Origin of the sequence: Jutongia huaianensis, from assembly GCF_014384985.1 — a bacterium.
GTDB classification, from domain to species: domain Bacteria; phylum Bacillota; class Clostridia; order Lachnospirales; family Lachnospiraceae; genus Jutongia; species Jutongia huaianensis.
On sequence record NZ_JACRSX010000025.1, the window covers coordinates 1 to 4,664 of the forward strand.

Consider the following 4,664-nt stretch of genomic DNA (forward strand, 5'->3'; position numbering starts at 1 on the left):
CTGCATACAAAAACAATTGCTTATGTTCCTCGTCAATCATATCTATTCCGATATAATATTCTGGTTTCATTTCATACATAACTTAATCCTACTTTCATTCTTATTCTGCTTTAGAAACCCATACCATACTAGACATAATGGAAACACTATTGTCTGAAATATTCTCTATTTTCATATATGGCATCAGATTCTTCCAAAGCATTCTCTAATTGTCTTTGAAATATCTGAATCAATAAAACCTTTCTGTGACATGTCATCAAGGATATCACATGTTTTTTCATGAGATAATCCCTTTTTATAAGGTCTATCTTCCGTAAGAGCCTGATAAATATCAACACATGCCATCATACGTTCCGGCTCATTTAATTCATCCGCAGTTTTTCCAAAAGGATACCCTTTTCCATTTAATTTTTCATGATGGAATGCCGCCCAATCTCGTATATCTTCAAAATCATTAACCTCTGATAATATAAGATATGTATAACCGGCATGATTTTTCATTTTAGAAAATTCATCATCCGTAAGTTTATCCGGTTTTTCCAAAATCTCATTGCCTACCGCCATTTTCCCTATATCATGCAGGGCACCAGCCAAATACATTTTGTGTACAATGACTGAATCATATCCCATATAACGGGCAAGCAGGGAGGCTTTTTCAGCCACTCCTATAGAATGCCTGCTGGTAAAAGAAGATTTATAATCTACAATCTTTGCAAAGAAGTCTGCAACATTTTTACATGTTTTCCAATCAAAAAATTGTTTTTCTCTTGGAACAATCTCCCATAGCTTTGTTTCAAAAGAATCATCCCTTAAGCACATAAAGGATTCTTTTGTGAATCCCTTCTGAAAGGCATTAACACATTCTGAATCAAATAGTCTGTCCTTATTTTGGGAAAGATACTGACATATAAAATCCCATCTATGATCAGCAGATTCAATACTATTTCCTATAATATCAACAATATCTGCAAGATGAATAATCCTTGAGAACAATGGAATTTCATGCCACTTCTTTCGAAAGGGACCGGTTCCATCAGCATGTTCATGATGATATAAAATCACATTTGAAATATCTGTTTTAAAAGGGATTTTAGTAATATTTTTTTCACCATAAACGCAATGCATATTTGTTTTGTTTTCGGATAAGTCATTTTTAATGTCGGTATCCGGATATTTCTGTACTTCTTCAGAAATATATTGTGTCAACGCATTATCGTGTAGCAAAGCGCATATAGCTAAATCTTGTAACGCATCACCTTGGATTGCACAATATTTAGCCATACACACACTAATATAAGCCACTCTCTTTCCATGTTTGTTTTTTACATTTACAAGTTCTGCTTCAATGCAGTCTAAGGCATAAGAACAAGCTCCTGCCAGTCCCACAATGTCTATGCTCAGCTGTTCTACTCTCATGTATATAATCCTTTATCGTAAAATTAAGCTTCTGAAAACTGATCTTTACCTACTGAACATAACGGGCATGTAAAATCCTCCGGAAGGTCCTCCCACTTTGTACCAGGCGCAATACCACCTTCCGGATAACCTTTCTCCTCATCATACTCCCATCCACAAATATCACATATATATTTCATTTTTTTCCTCCTGTAAAATATGTTAATAATACGGATTACTCCATTACAATGCAATTTCCACAATTCTGCATCACCATAATATGTACAAATACTTTTAGCATTTCCATAATCCATGCAGATTACAATATGCATATACTTCTTCTACCTGCTCGCCGTCGCAAAGGCAAAAATCCGTTGCCGGTTCCTGCCCCGGATTTAACTGCTTTCTGTAAATTCCCTGATTGGTATTTAATGTGATCCACTCAATGAAATGCTCTTCAAGCATTGGATGTTTTGTCTCTCCGACAACAACATAAACATGATTGCCTTCCACCGTATACACAGGTACATGCTTCTCAACTGCAGCATCTGTCACTCCAGCTTTTAACTCCTGCATAGCCTCTCCACAGCAGATGACAGATGCGCCCTTGTCCTTTACCTTTTCAATAATGTTTCCACAATGCTTACATACATAATACTTCACTTCCATGCTTTTATCTCCTTCCATGTTAAAAATTTACAACTCAATTGTTTCTACAATTTTCTTCAATGAATCAGCCGATTCCTTAAGCTTTAATGCTTCCTCGCCATTCAAATTTATAGGTATATCTGACTCAACACCATCTGCACCTACAATAGCCGGCATACTTAGGGAAACCCCGTCAATTTCATATACACCATGAATCATGTGTGATACCGGAAGTATTGATTTCTCATCTCTCATGATCACTTCACAGATTCTTTTTACCGACATTGCAATTCCATAATATGTAGCGTGCTTTTTGTTTATAATTTCATAGGCACTATTCTTAACTGCCGCCGCTATTTCCTCTGTGTTTTCTTTGTGCTTATAATGCCCGCGCATTTCACACATTTCACTTAACGGAACACCGGATACATTCGCTGATGACCATGCTACCACTTCACTGTCGCCGTGTTCTCCTATTATAAAAGCATGCACACTCCTGCTGTCGACAGATAAATGTTCCCCCAGCTTGTACCTTAATCTGGCACTATCTAAAACGGTTCCTGAACCAATCACCCTGTTTTCAGGAAGTCCGGATAACTTTATAGCAACCTGTGTCAGAATATCTACCGGGTTTGCAACTACCAGCATGATACCTGCAAAATCTCTTTTGGCGATTTCAGGAATAATCGACTTAAATATTGCTACATTTTTGTTGACAAGATCAAGTCTTGTCTCTCCCGGCTTTTGCCCTGCTCCTGCAGATATGATAACGATGGCGGCATCCGCCACATCATCATAATCTCCCGCATATATTTTCATCGGACTGGCGAATGGAATTCCGTGACTGATATCCATCGCTTCACCCTCCGCCTTGTTTTTATCTGCATCAATAAGGACGATCTCTGTAAATAATCCGCTTTGCATTAAAGCAAATACAGATGCAGAACCGACAAAACCACAGCCTATCATGACTGCTTTTTTCGAATTGATCATTTGCTCCTTCGTAATAATCTCCTCCTCTTAGTAATTCTCTTCATGTACTTCAAAATAGCTCTGTGGATGATTACATACCGGACATACCTCAGGGGCTTTTGTTCCTACCACAATATGTCCACAATTCCGGCATTCCCATACCTTAACTTCGCTCTTTTCAAATACCTGTGCAGTTTCAATATTCTTAAGAAGCACACGATATCTCTCCTCGTGATGCTTTTCAATCTCTCCAACTGCTCTGAATTTTGCTGCAAGCTCTGGGAAACCTTCTTCCTCAGCAGTTTTCGCAAAGCCTTCATACATATCTGTCCACTCATAATTTTCGCCTTCTGCAGCGGCTGCCAGGTTTTCCTTTGTATCTCCGATCCCTGCTAACTCTTTGAACCACATTTTTGCATGCTCTTTCTCATTGTCTGCTGTCTTTAAAAATAAAGCTGACATCTGCTCGTAGCCTTCCTTCTTTGCTACAGAAGCAAAATAGGTATACTTATTTCTTGCCTGAGATTCTCCTGCAAATGCCTCCTGTAAATTTTTCTCTGTCTGCGTTCCTGCGTATTTGTTTGCTGCCATTTCTTTTACCTCCGTTTTCTTTACTATTTTTTCAAAATCTGAAGCTGGGTGCTTACATATAGGACATATGAAATCATCCGGTAATTCTTCACCTACATATTCATATCCACAAATTCTGCAACGCCATATCGTCTGACCTTCTTCCGTTTTTCCAACTTCCTCCGGCTTGGGCTTGATATTATTCTGATAATATTCGTATGTGACAGAAGGAATATCACTTAACACTTCCATATCAGTTATCTCACCGATAAACATTGTATGTGAACCCAAATCCTCTGTTTTATTAACTGTTACAGAAATGTATGCATTGGTACCTTCTGTAATATAATAAATACCATTTGTACCCCTGGCACACTTTCCAAATGTTTTAAACTTATTGGTATCCCTTCCTGATTGGAATCCAAAATGCTTAAATAATTCAAACTGCGCATTCTGACTCAGGACTGATACTGTGAATTTTCCAGTTCTTTGAATCATATCATGCGTGTAATTTGCCTTATTGACGCAGATACTTAACTGATTTGGTCCTGAGGCCGCCTGAATCGCTGTATTAATAATGCATCCGTTATCTTTTTCTGCTTCTTTTGCAGTCAATACAAACAGTCCATAACTCAACTTATACATTGCTTTCCTATTCATTCTTTTCCTCCTTCCTGCATTTGGAACAAATGCCTTTAAATGAAATATCATAATCCAAATATTCGATTCCATGTGTGTCATGAATTCTTTCCAGTAAATTCGGTATTTCATCCATATCCACATCTGAAACCTCACCACACTTTACACACCTGACATGGTAATGATTTTTTAATGTGAAATCGAACCGGTTCGGTCCATCCGGAACTTCAACCTTTCTTAAAGCACCTTCTTCTACCAATATATCAAGGTTTCTATACACAGTCCCTTTTCCAATTGTAGGATATGCTTCTTTTATAAATTCATACACTTCATTTGCTGTAACATGCCTTTTCATCTCATACACAGCGTTTCTTACTAAATCTTTTTGAATTGTATTTCTTCTAATAATTATCCGACCTCCTTATTAGGATTTATTCTTA

At 37.5% G+C, this 4,664-nt stretch carries 6 protein-coding genes and 2 pseudogenes; all 8 read right to left on the reverse strand.

Annotated elements, in window-relative coordinates:
* Positions 1–79, reverse strand: a pseudogene (locus H8704_RS14445) (bacteriohemerythrin); the annotation flags it as partial.
* A 104-nt stretch (positions 80–183) separates the two neighbouring features.
* Positions 184–1,416, reverse strand: a complete 1,233-nt coding sequence (locus H8704_RS13100) for an HD-GYP domain-containing protein (protein WP_249298557.1) — start codon at positions 1,414–1,416, stop codon at positions 184–186.
* A 23-nt stretch (positions 1,417–1,439) separates the two neighbouring features.
* Positions 1,440–1,595, reverse strand: coding sequence for a rubredoxin (locus tag H8704_RS13105; RefSeq protein WP_249298558.1), 156 nt, complete (start codon positions 1,593–1,595; stop codon positions 1,440–1,442).
* 94 nt (positions 1,596–1,689) lie between these two features.
* Positions 1,690–2,064, reverse strand: a complete 375-nt coding sequence (locus tag H8704_RS13110) for a desulfoferrodoxin family protein (protein WP_118679277.1) — start codon at positions 2,062–2,064, stop codon at positions 1,690–1,692.
* A 27-nt stretch (positions 2,065–2,091) separates the two neighbouring features.
* A complete protein-coding gene (locus H8704_RS13115; protein WP_118559160.1) occupies positions 2,092–3,036 on the reverse strand; it encodes an L-lactate dehydrogenase in 945 nt (314 codons plus the stop codon).
* A 27-nt stretch (positions 3,037–3,063) separates the two neighbouring features.
* The gene (rbr, locus tag H8704_RS14450; protein WP_243105565.1) at positions 3,064–3,606 is read right to left on the reverse strand and encodes a rubrerythrin; all 543 of its coding nucleotides are present in this window, start codon (positions 3,604–3,606) and stop codon (positions 3,064–3,066) included.
* Positions 3,607–3,624: 18 nt separating this feature from the next.
* Positions 3,625–4,245: pseudogene (locus H8704_RS14455) on the reverse strand (flavin reductase); the annotation flags it as partial.
* Complete coding sequence (locus tag H8704_RS13130; RefSeq protein WP_249298559.1) at positions 4,238–4,636, reverse strand: Fur family transcriptional regulator; 399 nt, start codon at positions 4,634–4,636, stop codon at positions 4,238–4,240. The gene H8704_RS13130 and the pseudogene H8704_RS14455, both read right to left, overlap by 8 nt.
* Positions 4,637–4,664 lie beyond the last annotated feature (28 nt).

Excerpts from the sequence above, each read along its gene's own strand:
- H8704_RS13100 (WP_249298557.1), bottom strand. The coding sequence starts at position 1,416 with ATGAGAGTAGAACAGCTGAGCATAGACATTGTGGGACTGGCAGGAGCT.
- H8704_RS13105 (WP_249298558.1), bottom strand. The coding sequence starts at position 1,595 with ATGAAATATATATGTGATATTTGTGGATGGGAGTATGATGAGGAGAAA.
- H8704_RS13110 (WP_118679277.1), bottom strand. The coding sequence starts at position 2,064 with ATGGAAGTGAAGTATTATGTATGTAAGCATTGTGGAAACATTATTGAA.
- H8704_RS13115 (WP_118559160.1), bottom strand. The coding sequence starts at position 3,036 with ATGATCAATTCGAAAAAAGCAGTCATGATAGGCTGTGGTTTTGTCGGT.
- rbr (WP_243105565.1), bottom strand. The coding sequence starts at position 3,606 with ATGGCAGCAAACAAATACGCAGGAACGCAGACAGAGAAAAATTTACAG.